The sequence below is a fragment of the Pseudomonas promysalinigenes genome, assembly GCF_014269025.2.
In the GTDB taxonomy this organism is placed as follows: domain Bacteria; phylum Pseudomonadota; class Gammaproteobacteria; order Pseudomonadales; family Pseudomonadaceae; genus Aquipseudomonas; species Aquipseudomonas promysalinigenes.
On sequence record NZ_CP077094.1, the window covers coordinates 155417 to 169778 of the forward strand.

Annotated in this window: 14 protein-coding genes; 12 read left to right on the plus strand and 2 right to left on the minus strand. The window is 60.1% G+C overall.

What is annotated here, in order from left to right:
- Positions 1 to 9: 9 nt before the first annotated feature.
- The 6 genes from HU725_RS00655 (at position 10) to HU725_RS00680 (ending at position 4816) form a co-directional block, all read left to right on the plus strand.
- A complete protein-coding gene (locus tag HU725_RS00655; protein WP_186478324.1) occupies positions 10 to 1029 on the plus strand; it encodes an ABC transporter substrate-binding protein in 1020 nt (339 codons plus the stop codon).
- A gap of 6 nt (positions 1030 to 1035) precedes the next feature.
- Positions 1036 to 1899, plus strand: a complete 864-nt coding sequence (locus HU725_RS00660) for an ABC transporter ATP-binding protein (protein ID WP_186478325.1) — start codon at positions 1036 to 1038, stop codon at positions 1897 to 1899.
- A 14-nt stretch (positions 1900 to 1913) separates the two neighbouring features.
- The gene (locus HU725_RS00665; RefSeq protein ID WP_189658081.1) at positions 1914 to 2777 is read left to right on the plus strand and encodes an ABC transporter permease; all 864 of its coding nucleotides are present in this window, start codon (positions 1914 to 1916) and stop codon (positions 2775 to 2777) included.
- 207 nt (positions 2778 to 2984) lie between these two features.
- Positions 2985 to 3473 (plus strand): Hcp family type VI secretion system effector, encoded by a 489-nt coding sequence (locus HU725_RS00670; RefSeq protein ID WP_186478326.1) that lies wholly within the window; start codon positions 2985 to 2987, stop codon positions 3471 to 3473.
- Positions 3474 to 3482: 9 nt separating this feature from the next.
- On the plus strand, positions 3483 to 4460 hold the full coding sequence (locus HU725_RS00675; RefSeq protein WP_186478327.1) for a hypothetical protein: 978 nt from the start codon (positions 3483 to 3485) through the stop codon (positions 4458 to 4460).
- Positions 4457 to 4816 (plus strand): hypothetical protein, encoded by a 360-nt coding sequence (locus tag HU725_RS00680; protein ID WP_225915509.1) that lies wholly within the window; start codon positions 4457 to 4459, stop codon positions 4814 to 4816. Before HU725_RS00675 ends, HU725_RS00680 begins: the two co-directional genes overlap by 4 nt.
- 745 nt (positions 4817 to 5561) lie before the next feature.
- Here the strand turns inward: HU725_RS00680 and HU725_RS00685 are convergent.
- A complete protein-coding gene (locus HU725_RS00685) occupies positions 5562 to 6131 on the minus strand; it encodes a WCX domain-containing protein (RefSeq protein ID WP_186478328.1) in 570 nt (189 codons plus the stop codon).
- Positions 6132 to 6336: 205 nt separating this feature from the next.
- Between HU725_RS00685 and HU725_RS00690 the strand changes: the two genes are divergently transcribed.
- The 6 genes from HU725_RS00690 to HU725_RS00715 all read left to right on the plus strand — a co-directional run bounded on the left by HU725_RS00690 (position 6337) and on the right by HU725_RS00715 (position 12383).
- Positions 6337 to 7131: a tetratricopeptide repeat protein gene (locus HU725_RS00690; RefSeq protein WP_186478329.1), complete on the plus strand. Its 795-nt coding sequence runs from the start codon at positions 6337 to 6339 to the stop codon at positions 7129 to 7131.
- Positions 7132 to 7350: 219 nt separating this feature from the next.
- The gene (locus HU725_RS00695; RefSeq protein WP_060479966.1) at positions 7351 to 7803 is read left to right on the plus strand and encodes a MarR family winged helix-turn-helix transcriptional regulator; all 453 of its coding nucleotides are present in this window, start codon (positions 7351 to 7353) and stop codon (positions 7801 to 7803) included.
- Positions 7800 to 9887 carry an FUSC family protein gene (locus HU725_RS00700; protein ID WP_186478330.1) on the plus strand — a complete coding sequence of 696 codons (2088 nt, stop codon included), beginning with the start codon at positions 7800 to 7802 and terminating at the stop codon, positions 9885 to 9887. The genes HU725_RS00695 and HU725_RS00700 overlap by 4 nt, the downstream gene beginning before the upstream one ends.
- A complete protein-coding gene (locus tag HU725_RS00705; protein ID WP_060479964.1) occupies positions 9884 to 10096 on the plus strand; it encodes a DUF1656 domain-containing protein in 213 nt (70 codons plus the stop codon). Before HU725_RS00700 ends, HU725_RS00705 begins: the two co-directional genes overlap by 4 nt.
- Positions 10093 to 10968 carry an efflux RND transporter periplasmic adaptor subunit gene (locus HU725_RS00710; RefSeq protein WP_060479963.1) on the plus strand — a complete coding sequence of 292 codons (876 nt, stop codon included), beginning with the start codon at positions 10093 to 10095 and terminating at the stop codon, positions 10966 to 10968. The genes HU725_RS00705 and HU725_RS00710 overlap by 4 nt, the downstream gene beginning before the upstream one ends.
- Positions 10965 to 12383, plus strand: coding sequence for an efflux transporter outer membrane subunit (locus HU725_RS00715; RefSeq protein WP_186478331.1), 1419 nt, complete (start codon positions 10965 to 10967; stop codon positions 12381 to 12383). The genes HU725_RS00710 and HU725_RS00715 overlap by 4 nt, the downstream gene beginning before the upstream one ends.
- Positions 12384 to 12431: 48 nt before the next feature.
- On the opposite strand, the gene HU725_RS00720 is transcribed toward HU725_RS00715, so the two are convergent.
- On the minus strand, positions 12432 to 14219 hold the full coding sequence (locus tag HU725_RS00720) for a monovalent cation:proton antiporter-2 (CPA2) family protein (RefSeq protein WP_186478332.1): 1788 nt from the start codon (positions 14217 to 14219) through the stop codon (positions 12432 to 12434).
- Between the last annotated feature and the right edge of the window lie 143 nt (positions 14220 to 14362).

Genomic DNA, 14362 nt, shown 5'->3' on the forward strand with positions numbered 1-14362 from the left:
GAATTCATCATGCGTAAATCCATCAGCCGCCTGGCGGCATCCATTGGCCTGGGTGCCAGCTTGGTTCTAGGCAGCCTGGCGGCCCCCGTCGCGGCCCAAGCCGAAGGCAAGATTCGCATCGCCGAGCAGTTTGGCATCGTCTATCTGCTGCTCAACGTAGTGCGTGACCAACATCTGATCGAAAAGCACGGCAAGCAGCAGGGTATCGATATTGAAGTCGACTGGGCCCAGTTGTCCGGCGGCTCGGCGATCAATGACGCACTGCTGTCCGGTTCGGTGGACATTGCGGGTGCCGGGGTTGGGCCGTTGCTGACTGTTTGGGATCGCACGTACGGGCGGCAGAACGTCAAGGCCGTCGCCTCGCTGGGTAACTTCCCGTACTACTTGGTCAGTAGCAACCCGAACGTGAAGACCATCGCCGACATTTCAGAAAAGGACCGCATCGCCGTGCCTGCCGTTGGGGTGTCGGTGCAGTCGCGGTTTCTGCAGTACGCTGCCGCCCAGCAGTGGGGCGACGAGCAATACAACCGTCTCGACAAGTACACCCTGGCTGTACCCCACCCGGATGCTACCGCAGCGCTTCTGGCCGGTGGCACTGAGCTGAATGGGCACTTCTCTAACCCGCCATTCCAGGACCAGGCGCTGGCCAACAAGAGCGTGCACGTGGTGCTCAACAGCTATGATCTGCTCGGCCCCAATTCGCCGACCCTGCTGTTCGCCACCGAAAAATTCCGCAAGGACAACCCCAAGACATACAAGGCTTTCGTCGACGCCCTGGCCGAGGCGGCGGACTTTGCCCAGAAGGACAAGGCTGCGGCGGCCGATACCTACATTCGCGTGACCAAGGCCAAGATCGACCGCGACACGCTGATCAAGTTGATCGACAACCCGCAGTACGAGTTCACCGTCACCCCAAAGAACACCTACAAGCTTGCCGAGTTCCTGTACCGGGTAGGCGCCATCAAGCACAAGCCGGCGTCTTGGAAGGATTACTTCTTCCAGGATGAACGCCCGCTGCAGGGGAGCTGATCGACCATGACCGCCCCATTGCCAGGCCACACGGCCAGCAACCTGAGCCGTGAGACACCGCCGCCGTTGCTTGAGGTGCACAGCCTTAGCCTCGAATACCGCACCGCGCAGCGCGTGGTGCGGGCCACCCATCAGGTCAGCTTTGAAGTGGATCAAGCCGACCGGTTTGTCCTGCTTGGGCCCTCCGGCTGCGGCAAGTCCACATTGCTCAAGGCCGTTGCCGGTTTCATCGCTCCCCAGGAAGGAGAAATCCTCCTGCAAGGCCACCCGGTCAGCAGCCCTGGGCCTGATCGCATCGTGGTGTTTCAAGAGTTCGACCAATTGCCACCGTGGAAGACGGTGAAAGAGAACATCATGTTTCCGCTGGTCGTGTCTGGGCAGTTAAAGCGGGCTGAAGCTCAGGACCGAGCCCTGCATTATCTGGACAAAGTTGGGCTGGCGGCCTTTGCAGACGCCTACCCGCACACGCTGTCGGGCGGCATGAAGGCCCGAGTGGCAATCGCCCGGGCGCTAGCGACCCAGCCAAAGATACTGCTGATGGACGAGCCTTTCGCAGCGCTCGACGCACTGACCCGGCGCAAAATGCAGGAAGAGCTCCTGCAGCTATGGGAGGAAGTGCGCTTTACGCTGCTGTTCGTTACCCATTCGATTGAGGAGGCGCTGGTGGTGGGCAACCGCATCCTGTTGCTCTCCCCCCATCCAGGGAGAGTCCGGGGGGAGGTGCATAGCCACCAGTACGACCTTGGCAGCCTTGGCGCTGCGGACTTTCAGGCCAGTGCGCGGCGTATCCACCGCTTGCTGTTCGACGAAGCGCAAGCCCCAGAGCAGCCCACCGATCTGAGCTTCAACGATATCCGCATAGCCTACTGACAGGAATTTGCCTCATGATTTCTAGACCTGTGCGCCAGGAATACGAGGTGCAGCTGGAGCCACTGCTCAGCGTACCTGTAGCGCGTAACCTACCTCTGGCACAGCGCTTGTGGCAGCACGGCTGGCTGCGCAAGGCGGTGATCCTGCTGGTGCTCGCAATTTTTTGGGAAGCGATCGCCCGCTACCAGGACAACGACCTGCTGCTGCCTACTTTCCTGCAAACCGCCGCCGCGCTGTGGGACGGCCTGGTCAGTGGTGAACTGCCGGCCAAGGTTGGCGTATCGCTGGTGATTCTGCTCAAAGGCTACGTGCTGGGTATCGTTCTGGCCTTTGGCTTGACCAGCCTTGCCGTATCGACCCAGCTTGGCCGCGACTTACTCGGCACTCTGACCTCGATGTTCAATCCGCTGCCGGCAATCGCCTTGCTGCCGTTGGCACTGCTGTGGTTCGGGCTGGGTGACAACAGCCTGATCTTCGTACTGGTGCATTCGGTGCTGTGGGCACTGGCGCTCAATACCTACGCGGGCTTTCTAGGCGTGTCGGAAACCTTACGCATGGCCGGGCGCAATTACGGCCTCAAAGGCCTGCGTCTGGTGCTGCACATCCTGGTGCCAGCTGCCTTGCCGTCGATTCTCTCCGGGCTGAAGATCGGCTGGGCGTTCGCATGGCGTACCCTGATCGCCGCCGAGCTGGTGTTCGGTGCCAGCAGCGGAAAGGGTGGGCTGGGTTGGTACATTTTCCAGAACCGCAACGAGCTGTATACCGACAAGGTGTTTGCCGGGCTGGCGGTAGTGATTCTCATCGGCCTACTGGTGGAGGGGCTGGTGTTCAATACTGTGGAGCGGCTGACTGTGCGGCGTTGGGGGATGCAGCGTTAATGAGGAAAGCTGGTAATGGCCCTTTCGTTATTCGACAGATAGCAGGGCCATGAACCACCCGATAGAACTGAATGTGTGCCTAAACCCGGATTCCGTCGAAATTGTAGGAAACGTCCGAATAATAGCTTGATCTCCGGCAAACTATTGTGAATTGCATTTTCTAATGCCTAGCCTGTTCCTTTCAGTCGTTTACAGGGAACAGTGACAATGGCTTTCGACGCTTACATTCAAATCGATGAAATCGCTGGTGAAGCGAAGGACGCGCAATACGCCAACTGGATCGAAATCCTCGGCTACTCGTTCGGCACCAGCCAAAGCACTTCTGCCACTGCAAGTTCGGCAGGCGGCGCCACCTCGGGGCGCACAAGCCTCAGCAAACTCTGCTTTACCAAATACCTGGACAACGCCAGCTGCAAGTTGCTCGAAGCCAGTTGCGCTGGGCAGCATCTGAAGCAGGTCAGGTTGGTGGTCTGTCGCGCAGGTGGTGACAAGCTCAAATACTATGAGTTGGTGCTTGAGGAAGTGATCATCGCCGACTACGCACAAAGCGCCCAAACCGGCGTGCCGATTGAGATCATCCAGCTTGACTACGGCCGCATCAAAACCACCTACACCCGGCAACAGCGTGCTGACGGGCGTGCCGGTGGCAATGTCACCGGCGGTTGGGACCGGATCGCCAACAGAAAACATGCGTGAGGGGCGCCCATGTCCGAGGCACGCAGTTTCATAAATCCCACAGCTCAGAATTACGCGTCCCTGAAGCATGGCACGCCGATGAATGCCAACCAGCAGGCCAAGTTCGATGTGCTCAATGGGCATATCGTGAACACCGTGGTGCTGGCAGGGGAGCTGGTGATCGTGGGTGATCCCGGCACGCCCTTGTGCACCGGCCATGAAGCCTATCTCATGGGTAAAGCGATGGGCATCCACCGCGATATTGTGCTTAACGGTGGAGGTGTCGACGGGTTCATGCTGGAAAACTTCGAGATGTTGCAGAGCTTGCTAGCCCATGCCTCGATGGGGGCGGGGGTTGCGAGCGATGGCTGGGCCAGGTATCTGGATGCGATCAGAATCACGCTGGAACAGATTGAGCAAGTACACCGCGAGCATATCAGTGGAGGTGTTTTAAGGGCACGGGAGGCGTTCTACGCCAAGCGTGCGGGGTTGTTCAGCACGTTGGATAAACAGCTAGGAAGGGCTGCCGCCTTCGGCGCTGGTCTTAGAAATCAGGGGTCGATCAAGCGCATGCTGCAGCTTTCTACCAAACGCTACCTGAGTAGCGGGGAGATTTCCGGCTACGCAGAGAAAGTGACTGGGGTGGCGAAGGCTGCGAATTTGATTAAGAAGGGATCATATGTTGGGGTTGCATTAGATGTGGGGGCAACGGGGCTGTCTATCCATAGGGCATGCACAGTCGGTCGGGAGGAAGCGTGTAGAAAGGCTAAATATGTGGAAGGAGGTGGGTTAATTGGAGGTGTCGGTGCAAGCGTTATGATGGGGGCAGTAGGCGGAGCCGCCGGTACCTTTGTATGTGCAGTAGTGTTTGGACTACCGTCCGGTGGGCTTGGCGCACTAGGATGTGCCGTAGCGGGGGGCGTTGTAGGTGGGGAGGTGGGTGGCGAAAAAGGTAAAGCGGGCGGCGAGTGGTTTGGTGAAGTCCTTTATGAGCGCGTTCAACCATGAGCACATATGATATGAACGTGGCTGCTATAGGTTTCTTCGTCTTGGGGCTACTGGCATTTTGCGTGCTTACATTTGTGTCTTTTAGATATCTTGATGAAATTGAAAGTTCGCTATCGGGAAGTCTATTTGTAGCTGGAAATAGAAAGCTTTATTTGCACGCGGGCGTTTTGGGGCGGATCATGCGTATTTGCACTATTGCAACGCTGTTAACTACACCACGCCTATTCGCTCGAAGAGGGCTGGTTAATGAGCCGCAATTACAAATCTTTCCACGCTCATTGAGAAGAATTCTTGTAGTGGCGTGGTGCACGATGTGTGGTGCATCAATTGCTTTCCTTGCGCTCGGATATTTTTGATAGTGTGCACCCGCGACGCTCTGACCTAATTTTTTTAAACTTATTCCCTCCAGGTTATTACAATGTTTTTTCAGTTGGGGGCATAATGGGCGCACAATTCGAGTAATTTTATCGGCAGCGTGAGCCTCGGAACTTTCGCAGGAGCAGTGGCAGGCTTCGTAGCTCCTATCATCTGTGGAGCCGTTGGCGTACCGACCGCTGGAATGGGTTCGCTCGCTTGCGTTGTGATAGTAGGCGGCGTGAGTGGCATGGCGGGTGCTGGGTTAGGATCTATGGGCGGTGAAGGGCTCGGGCAGATTTTGTATGAGGCTAGAAAACGAAAGATATGCAGATAGCCATCCTGGGTATCGGTATGATTGCGGCTCCAGTAAAGATGTTCACTGTCTGGATTGTTGTGGCCTACCGCTATCTCTATCAAGTGGAGGCTTTTTTAAATGTAGCAAGATAGTTGTTAGTAATCGACATAATTGGGCCAGTGTTGGTTTGCTAGGACGTGTAATGCGAATCGGTGCTATATCCGCAATGTTGTCCATGAGTCGATTCTGTGTTGGTAAAGGCCTAGTAGATCCTGGGGAGGTGGAGACAGTTCCAGACCAGATTAAAAAATTGCTTGTTACGTTGTGGCTGCTTCATCTGCTTTTGCTTGAATCGCTAACAGTACTCTGCTTATGGATCGGGACCTTCCGAAGCTGACTACAAAGTAAAGGGTTTTTAGCCTGCTGACTTCACTTTTATGGCCAAACGGTCAAGCTAAATCTATACCTAGATACTGCGCAGCCGCCTCAAACAGTGTTCTCGATATCTCAGTGCGAAGTTCGCTGGGCTGTTCTATCACCACGCCGGCCCCCTGACTAAGCACCCACAAGCGCAGTGCCCATCCATCTTCCACGGTGGCCGTTAGCCGGTGGCCCTGTTCCAGGGCGGTCAATTGCATGTCTGCGCTCAAAGGCGCTTCGCGCAGCTGTCGAGCCAACGGGTCGCTGACCCAGGCCAGTATCTCGATTCCTTCACCGGCCACTGGCTTAAGCGAATCACCTCGCAGGTACCCTTGCAGATCGAAGTTGCCGCGCACTTCGCCTACTACACTGGCCGACCAATGCCAGCCAAATGGAATGCTCTTGTCATTGCGATCGAGCGGAAAAATCAGCGACAGCTCGTTCAGATCGCGCTCGACCGTGCGCTTGCTGACAGTGAAGCCTACGTCACGCAGGCGCCACACCAATTCGGCACTCGTAATGCCGGGGGAGCGGTGGGGTAGCTGACGCAGTAATGCCCATTGGCGGCTGAGGGTGGCGCGGGTGCTGGCGAACGGCAAAAGATAACGTCCTTGTCTAGGCTTGCCACATCAGGATGGCGGCTGGGGCGGGTCATGGCAATTAGCCATAACTGGTTAGGATCAAGGAATACTCATTTGGTTGCCTTACCAAGATTGTTCGCGACAGGTTTTGACGTGGCGTCGCGCAGAATCATCCCTCGTCACAGCCGTGGTCGGGCCTGTGGGTCGTTCAATGAGGATGAACATGTCTGCTGCCAGCAATATCCATTCGCTGCTCGCCCGTCTTCTGCCTGAGCAGATCAATTGCCCACCAGCATCGCCCGGAAGGCGACAGCGGCAGTTCGTAGGGGTTGGTCTACCCAGCCAGCGGGCTTTATTGGTCAACCGACTGGACGAGGCCCACGACCTGCAGGTGATCTATGCCGACCTACGCGAGCTGGCGCTGGCCGGTAGCGTGGCAGCTCTCAACGATCTGGGCTGGATATGGCTCAACGGCAAATATTGGCGGGCCGACACCGGGCTGGCGGGGCACCTGCTGCGCATGGCGGCGCTGCAGGGAAATGCAGCGGCTTGGTTCAACCTGGGGCAGCAGCACTACTTCGGCAAGGGCGTTGCAACCTCCTACGTGCAGGCCGAGGCGTGTTACCGGCAGGCCTTCGAGCGCGGCTTACTGCATGCCGCTGCTGCGCTGGGTGACCTGTACGAAGAAGAAGTCTGCGATGCCGCGCTGGGCTGGCAGGTGGACATGGATCAGGCCTACCAATGGTTTTTCCGCGGGGCCGAGGAGGGTGAGGCGCGTTGCCGGTTCGAAGTGGGTTACCGTTTGTTGCATGGCCTACATGTGAACCCAGACACCAGGGCAGCGTTGTACTGGCTGGAGCTTGCAGCGGCAACCGGCGTAATACAGGCGGCCGAGGAGTTGGCTGTCCATTTCAGCCGCGGGGATGACGCGCGTTACCGAGATTGGCGCGACCGGGCAGTGCAAATGGGTAGCAGCTTGGCCTTGACCATGAAGCTGGAGGATCAAGTTCAGCCCTGATCGATCAGATGTTGGTGCGGCCGTTCGTAGGTAATCCGTTCATCCAGCTATGCACAGTACCCAGGCCTGAGGTGTCTGCAGGAGCGGATTTACCCACGCAGGGCGGCAACCTGAAAACCAGCATGTGATCGACGCCTGTCGTCGGTCGCGGTTGACGACAGGGGGAGGCACAGGCGTATATTGATAGTTAGCAAACTATGAATATCCTTGGTTCCCTGAATGTCTATTGACTCCCTGCGCCTGCAAGTCAGCAGTGGCATGGTGGTGGCCGCCCGCCACTGGCGGCGGATCTGCCACAACGCACTGATTGGCTACGGCATCTCCGAAGCCTGCGCCGCACCGCTGTTGATGATCGTGCGTCTGGGCGACGGCGTGCACCAAGTGGCCGTCGCTCAGGCGGCCGGCCTGGAAAGCCCGTCGCTGGTACGCCTGCTTGATCAGTTGTGCAAGGCTGGGCTGGTCTGCCGTAGTGAAGACCCCCTCGACCGCCGCGCCAAGGCTTTGAGCTTGACTGCCGAAGGCCGACGCCTGGCCGAAGCCATTGAGGCCGAACTGGTACGCGTGCGCCATGAGGTGCTCAAAGGCATCGACGAGGCCGACCTGCAAGCTGCTCTGCGTGTGTTGCGAGCCTTCGAGGCCGCTGGCCTCGGCACCGCCGGTGGGGTGGCATGAACGGTTTCTTCAGCTCGGTCCCGCCGGCTCGTGACTGGTTCTACGGGGTGCGCACCTTCGCCGCATCGATGATCGCCTTGTACATTGCGCTACTGCTGCAGTTGCCGCGTCCGTACTGGGCCATGGCCACGGTTTACATCGTCTCGAGCCCATTCGTCGGGCCGACCAGCTCCAAAGCACTGTACCGTGCGCTGGGCACCTTGCTCGGTGCCGCCGGGGCGATCTTCCTGGTTCCACCCTTGGTGCAGTCGCCATTGCTGTTGAGCATCGCCATTGCCTTGTGGACCGGCACCTTGCTGTTTCTTTCGCTGAACTTGCGCACGGCCAACAACTACGTGCTGATGCTGGCCGGCTACACCTTGCCAATGATTGCCTTGGCGGTAGTCGACAACCCGTTGGCGGTGTTCGATGTGGCATCGTCTCGGGCTCAGGAAATCTGTTTGGGGATCGTCTGCGCAGCAGTGGTCGGGGCGGTATTCTGGCCGCGCCGGCTGGCCCCTGTGGTGGTCGGTGCGACCGGCAACTGGTTCAGCGAAGCGATTCGCTACAGCGATACCTACCTTTCCCGCGATGCCAGCGCCGACAAAGTCGGGGGCATGCGTGTCGCGATGGTGACCACCTTCAATTCGCTGGAGTTGATGATCGGCCAACTCGGCCACGAAGGTGCGGGCCCACACACCCTCAAGAACGCGCGTGAATTGCGCGGACGGATGATCCACCTGTTGCCGGTGATCGATGCCCTCGACGACGCACTCGTCGCCCTCGAGGGCCGCGCTCCGGCTCATTTTGCCCAGCTTCAACCAGTGCTCGAAGCAGCCCGGCAGTGGCTCAAGGGCACTGCCGACAGTGCCTCGGTGACGCGTTGGGCTAGCCTGCATGAGCAGATCGACCGCTTGCAGCCGGGCGCTGCGGCGCTTGATCAGCGCGCCGAGTTGCTGCTGTCCAACGCGCTTTACCGGCTTACCGAGTGGGCCGACCTGTGGCAGGACTGCTGTTCGCTGCAGCATGCGCTGCGCACTGACGACGCCAAGCCCTGGCGTGCGGTGTACCGGCATTGGCGGCTAGGCCGGCTGACTGCGTTCTTCGACCGAGGGCTGATGCTCTATTCGGTGGCCTCCACGGTGCTGGCGATCATCGTCGCGTGTGGCCTGTGGATCGGCCTTGGCTGGAACGATGGCGCCAGTGCGGTGATTCTCGCAGCCGTGTCGTGCAGTTTTTTCGCCGCCATGGACGACCCAGCACCGCAGATCTACCGGTTCTTCTTCTGGACCTTGATGTCGGTGATCTTCTCAAGCCTTTACCTGTTTCTGGTGCTGCCCAACCTGCACGACTTCCCGATGCTGGTGCTGGCCTTCGCCGTCCCGTTCATCTGTATCGGAACCCTGACCGTCCAGCCGCGCTTTTATCTCGGCACCTTGCTGACCATCGTCAACACCTCGACCTTCATCAGCATCCAGGGTGCCTACGACGCTGACTTTTTCACCTTCCTCAACGCCAATCTGGCGGGCCCCGTGGGCCTGCTGTTTGCTTTCATCTGGACCTTGGTGATGCGCCCGTTCGGTGTCGAGCTGGCAGCCAAGCGCATGACTCGCTTCGCCTGGCGTGACATCGTCGGCATGACCGAGACCGCGACGCTGGCCGAGCACCGCCAAGTCGGGGTACAGATGCTCGACAGGCTGATGCAGCACTTGCCGCGCTTGTCGCAAACCGGCCAGGACAGCGGTGTTGCGCTGCGCGACTTGCGTGTGGGGCTGAACTTGCTCGACCTGCTGGCCTACATGCCGCGAGCCAGCCAGCCAGCTCGCGCCAGGCTGCGCACGGTCATCGAAGAAGTGGGCGCGCACTACGCGGCTTGCTTGCGTGCAGGGGAGCGCCTGCATGCGCCGCCCGCACTGCTGCGCAACATGGAGCGTGCGCGCCTGGCGCTGAACCTGGATGAACTCTACGAACGCGGCAATGCCCGTACCCATCTGCTGCATGCCCTGAGCGGCCTGCGCCTGGCGCTGTTGCCGGGTGTAGAGGTGATGCTCGAGCCTGCCGAACAACCGCAACTGCCCCCCGGGCTGGATGGAGCGCCCCTGTGATCGGTGAAGTGGATATCAGTGGGGTCTTCCTGCCCACGCTGCTGGTGATGATGTTTGGCACCTACCTGCTGTTTCTAGGGGTGCATGCGGTGCTGCTGCGCTTGCATTTCTACCGCCTGGTCTGGCACCGGGCGCTGTTCAACGTTGCCCTGTATGCCGTGCTCCTAGGCGCGGTGGATCATTTTTGCCGAAGCCTGATGCTGCCATGAAAAAACCTTTATTGACCTTGGGCCGTGTGGTCCTGACTTTGCTGGTAGTGACTTTCGCCGCAGTGCTCGTGTGGCAGATGGTGGTGTACTACATGTTCGCCCCTTGGACCCGTGACGGCCACATCCGCGCTGATGTGATCCAGATCGCCCCGGATGTGTCCGGGCTGATCCAGAAGGTCGAGGTACGCGACAACCAGACCGTCAAGCGCGGCGACGTGCTGTTCACCATCGACCAGGACCGCTTCACGCTGGCATTGCGTCAAGCCAAGGCGACCCTTGGCGAACGCCAAGAAACGCTGGCACAGGCCTCCCGCGAAGCGCAGCGTAATCGCAAACTGGGCAACCTGGTGGCAGCCGAGCAGCTGGAAGAAAGCCAGTCCCGTGAAGCCCGCGCACGCTCAGCGGTCAGCGAAGCCCAGGTGGCGGTGGACACCGCACAGCTCAACCTGGACCGCTCGGTAGTGCGTAGCCCGGTAGATGGCTACCTGAACGACCGTGCTCCGCGCGACCATGAATTCGTCAGCGCCGGGCGCCCAGTGCTGTCAGTAGTCGATAGCGCTTCGTACCACGTCGATGGTTATTTCGAAGAGACCAAGCTCGGTAAAATCCACGTTGGCGACGCTGTGGACATCCGTGTGATGGGGGACAACACGCGTTTGCGTGGCCACGTGCAGAGCTTTGCTGCCGGTATCGAAGACCGTGATCGCAGCAGTGGCAGCAATCTGTTGCCCAACGTCAACCCGGCGTTCAGCTGGGTGCGCCTGGCCCAGCGCATTCCTGTGCGTATCGCTTTCGACCAAGTGCCGCAAGACTTCCGCATGATCGCCGGGCGCACCGCCACGGTATCGATTCTTGAGGGCGAGCGCCCATGAAACAGTTGGTCCTGGCAGGGTTCTGCCTGTCTTTGGGGGCGTGCATGATGGTCGGCCCCGATTACCAAGTGCCCCAGGACGCCGCGGTACAGCGCAGCGATCTCAACGGCCCACTGCGCCAGGATGCCGATAGCGTGGTGTCGGCGCCGGTGCCCGAGGACTGGTGGCAGTTGTACCAGGATCAGCGCCTCAATGAGCTGGTGCGCCAGGCTTTGCGTGCCAACACCGAGCTGCGCGTAGCAGCGGCCAATATCGCCAAAGCCCGGGCCCAGGTCGAAGTGGCCGAGTCGCAGGGTGGCTTCAATGGTGGCATCAAGGCTGGCGCCCAGCGGCTGCAAGAGTCCGGCCAAGCCTTCTTGCTCCCAGAAAAAGTGCCTGTGGCCAACATCGGCGAGGCGATCATCAGCGCGTCGTACCAGTTCGACCTGTGGGGCACTTTCAAGCGCGGCACCGAGGCGGCCAAGGCCAATGCCGATGCAGTGCAGGCTGCGGCCGACACCGCGCGTATCACCTTGGTGGCTGACGTAGTCAAGGCTTACACCCAAGTGTGTTCGGCTAACGAGGAATACCACATCGCCCACGAGTCCCTTGACCTGCAGCAGCAGAGCGTGACACTCAACCAGCGCCTGCGCGATGCGGGCCGCGGCGATGAAACTCAGGTCACCCGCTCGCAGACCCAGTTCAAGTCATTGCGCGCCGAGTTGCCGCGTTTCAAGGCTGAACGCGAAACGGGCCTCTACACCCTTGCGGCGCTGCTCGCCCAGCCTGTGGACAAGTTGCCCGCTGGCACCGCAGATTGCGCCGAGCTGCCGCGCCTTGCCCAGCTCGTGCCTGTGGGTGATGGTGCGGCTCTGCTCAAGCGCCGGCCGGACGTACGCCAGGCGGAACGGCAGCTGGCTGCCGCCACCGCTGAAATCGGCGTAGCCACCGGTGCGCTGTATCCGGATATCAGCATCGGGGCTCAGGTGGGCACTATTGGTATCCTTGAAGACCTTGGCGACCCGTCGACCAACCGCTGGGGTTTCGGCCCGCAGATCAGCTGGAGCATCCCCACCAACGGCACCCGCGCTCGCATTCGCATGGCCGAGGCGTCCACTCAGGCCGCCTTGGCGCATTTCGACGGCGTTGTGCTGAACGCTATCCGCGAGACCCAGACGCGTCTGGCGCAGTACAGCGCCCTGCTGGACCGGCGTGACGCACTGGTGGAGGCTGCGCAGTCGGCAAAGGAAGCGGCGGACCAAACGCATCGGTTCTACCAGGCGGGGCGCGCCTCGTTCCTGGCGGATTTGCAGGCGACCCGTACATACACCGATGTGCGCTCACAGTTGGCGGCGGCCAACAGCCAAGTGGCACTGGGGCAGATTGGCGTGTTCCTGGCCTTGGGTGGCGGCTGGAAGGACGTTGCCAGGCGTTGACTGCGTGCTCCCCGAACTGCCTGGGGCCTCAGCCTCAGGCAGGTGCAATCAGTCCGCGTCAGAGTCAAACAACCGCGCCAACTCTACTCGCGCCTCCATGGCTGTCTGCATGACCTTGGCACGGTCGTCGCGGACCAATCCCTGGGCTTGCAATACTTCTTCATCATGCTGGGCAAAGCGCTCGATGCGATCGGCCGCCTGCTCATTGCTCAAGCCAAGCCCGACCAGCGCTCTGCGGGTCATCTCCAAGCTTGAATAGAATGTCTCGCGAATCGGCTCGGCACCGACATCGGCCAGCTTGTGCACGTGCTGGCGATTGCGCGCCCGGGCCAGCACTTTCAAGTGGGGATACTGGCGTTTGACCCGTTCCGCTGTATGGATGGCCGCTTCAGGATCGTCGATGGTGATGATCAAATACTCAGCCTCGCCCACCTTGGCCGCTTGCAGTACCTCGGGGCGCAAGGGATCGCCGTAGAACACGGGTACCTGTTCGAACATGCGCGTCATTTCGATGGCGTCCACCGAGGTTTCCAAGGCAAGGAAGGGGATTTTCTGCGCCCGCAGAATGCGCGCCACGATCTGCCCCATGCGCCCCATGCCGACGATCACCACACGCGGCGTGCCGGCGTCGATGGCTTTGTACTGCTCGGGTACCTCTCGCGCTGGTTGCGGGCGCTTCAGGGCGCGGGCGCAGGCAAGCATCAACAGCGGAGTGATGGCCATTGAAAGGGTGATGGTCATCAGCAGCAGGTCGTAGGTCTGGGTATCGAACAAGCCTTGATCCTTGCCCAACTTGAACACTACGAAGGCGAACTCCCCGCCAGCGGCCAGCACCATGCCCAAGCGCAGTGCGCTGGCGCTGTTCAGGCCGCCAGCCAGGCGCCCCACGCCGATCAGCAGCACTAGCTTCACGGCAACTAGCAGCAAGGTCAGGCCCAGTAGCACCCAGGGCATCTCAAGCAGCAGGCTCAGATTGGCACCCATGCCCACACTGATGAAGAACAGCCCAAGCAGTAGGCCCTTGAACGGCTCGATCTGCGACTCCAGTTCGTGCCGGTATTCCGAGTCGGCCAAAAGCAAGCCTGCCAGGAAGGCTCCCAAGGCCATGGAGATGCCAGCTTCTTCCATCAACCAAGCAGTACCGATGACCACCAGCAACGCGGTGGCGGTGGATACCTCCGGCAGCCCGGTGCGGGCCACTGTGCGAAACACGGGGCGTAGTAGGTACCGGCCACCGATAATGACCACGGCGATACTGGCCAACACCCTTAGCCCATGTTGCAGGCTGTCGCCGTGGCTGCTGTCCGGGCCGCTGGCGGCCAGCAGGGGCACCAGGGCGATCAGAGGGATAGCGGCGATATCCTGAAACAGCAGGATGGCGAACGCCAAGCGGCCATGAGGGGCGTTGAGTTGTTTGTTTTCGGCCAGGCTTTGCAGGCCGAGGGCGGTGGACGACAAGGCCAGGCCCAGGCCGAGCACGACGGCTGCCGGCAGCGACTGACCGAAGCCGAACAGCGCGATGGCACCGAGCACAGCGCCTGTCAGCAGCACCTGGGCAGCTCCGACGCCAAACACCGCCTTGCGCATCAGCCACAGGCGTTTGGGCGACAGCTCCAGACCGATTATGAACAACAGCAAGACCACGCCCAGCTCGGAAATGTGCGCAACGCTTTCGGTGTCACGGATCAAGCCCAGGGCCTGAGGGCCGATGGCCACGCCGGCAAGCAAGTAACCAATTACGGCGCCCAGTTGCAGGCGTTTGGCCAATGGGACGGCAACGACTGCGGCTAGCAGAAAAATTACCGCAGTCTGTAGAAGGCTGCCTTCGTGTGGCATTGGCTCGTACTCCATGAGCTGCCGGGGGCAGCGATTGAACAAAGTTGCGGACCATTCTGGCGGGTGAGCACGGTTCAAACAATCTGCTGCAACGGAGAAACATTGTCCCTTCTAAGGTGACAATTAGAGCTTCAGGTACGCCG

Excerpts from the sequence above, each read along its gene's own strand:
- HU725_RS00655 (WP_186478324.1), top strand. The coding sequence starts at position 10 with ATGCGTAAATCCATCAGCCGCCTGGCGGCATCCATTGGCCTGGGTGCC.
- HU725_RS00660 (WP_186478325.1), top strand. The coding sequence starts at position 1,036 with ATGACCGCCCCATTGCCAGGCCACACGGCCAGCAACCTGAGCCGTGAG.
- HU725_RS00665 (WP_189658081.1), top strand. The coding sequence starts at position 1,914 with ATGATTTCTAGACCTGTGCGCCAGGAATACGAGGTGCAGCTGGAGCCA.
- HU725_RS00670 (WP_186478326.1), top strand. The coding sequence starts at position 2,985 with ATGGCTTTCGACGCTTACATTCAAATCGATGAAATCGCTGGTGAAGCG.
- HU725_RS00675 (WP_186478327.1), top strand. The coding sequence starts at position 3,483 with ATGTCCGAGGCACGCAGTTTCATAAATCCCACAGCTCAGAATTACGCG.
- HU725_RS00680 (WP_225915509.1), top strand. The coding sequence starts at position 4,457 with ATGAGCACATATGATATGAACGTGGCTGCTATAGGTTTCTTCGTCTTG.
- HU725_RS00690 (WP_186478329.1), top strand. The coding sequence starts at position 6,337 with ATGTCTGCTGCCAGCAATATCCATTCGCTGCTCGCCCGTCTTCTGCCT.
- HU725_RS00695 (WP_060479966.1), top strand. The coding sequence starts at position 7,351 with ATGTCTATTGACTCCCTGCGCCTGCAAGTCAGCAGTGGCATGGTGGTG.
- HU725_RS00700 (WP_186478330.1), top strand. The coding sequence starts at position 7,800 with ATGAACGGTTTCTTCAGCTCGGTCCCGCCGGCTCGTGACTGGTTCTAC.
- HU725_RS00710 (WP_060479963.1), top strand. The coding sequence starts at position 10,093 with ATGAAAAAACCTTTATTGACCTTGGGCCGTGTGGTCCTGACTTTGCTG.
- HU725_RS00715 (WP_186478331.1), top strand. The coding sequence starts at position 10,965 with ATGAAACAGTTGGTCCTGGCAGGGTTCTGCCTGTCTTTGGGGGCGTGC.
- HU725_RS00720 (WP_186478332.1), bottom strand. The coding sequence starts at position 14,219 with ATGCCACACGAAGGCAGCCTTCTACAGACTGCGGTAATTTTTCTGCTA.